Origin of the sequence: Halorubrum persicum, from assembly GCF_002727125.1 — an archaeon.
GTDB lineage: Archaea > Halobacteriota > Halobacteria > Halobacteriales > Haloferacaceae > Halorubrum > Halorubrum persicum.
The window spans coordinates 1-593 of the sequence record NZ_NHOA01000005.1 but is presented as its reverse complement, the minus strand read 5'-3'; the positions used below and the strand labels follow the sequence as shown (position 1 = coordinate 593).

Genomic DNA, 593 nt, shown 5'->3' with positions numbered 1-593 from the left:
GTTTGTGGAGCGAGAAGCAACACCGAAACTGTTGATGAAGCTCAGTATTCAGCTCCATCTGGCTGGATTATCTCTTTCGAATACTGTTTCGTTTCTTGAGGTGTTTGGTGTTGATCGGGTTCGATCTACCGTTCATAACTGGGTTCACAAGGCCGATTTACAGCCGAAAGCAGGGCAGAGCCCGAATCACGTTGGGGTTGATGAAACTGTGATTCAACTTGATGATGAACAATATTGGCTGTACGCCGCCGTCGATCCGGACTCGAACGATCTGCTACACACAAAGCTTGAGCCGACGAGAACAAACGTGATCGCGGATCAGTTTTTCGTGGAACTCCGCGAAAAACACGACGTGAATGACGCGATCTTTCTCGTTGATGGCGCGGTTCCACTTCATCGAGCCTGTGAAAAGCACGGCTTCAATTTCAGATACGAACGACATGGAAATCGGAATAGCGTCGAACGTATCTTTCGTGAGATAAAACGCAGGACTACCTGTTTCTCAAACTGTTTCAGCAACGCCGAAGCAGAAACTGCTGACGAGTGGTTGAGATCGTTCGCTTTCGCATGGAATCAGCTTATCTGAACACTAC

Annotated in this window: 1 protein-coding gene; it reads left to right on the top strand. The window is 48.1% G+C overall.

The features are described from left to right. Positions 1–586, top strand: a 586-nt coding sequence (locus tag DJ69_RS00730) for an IS6 family transposase (RefSeq protein ID WP_099253848.1), incomplete at its 5' end; no start/stop codon positions are given. Positions 587–593: the final 7 nt, after the last annotated feature.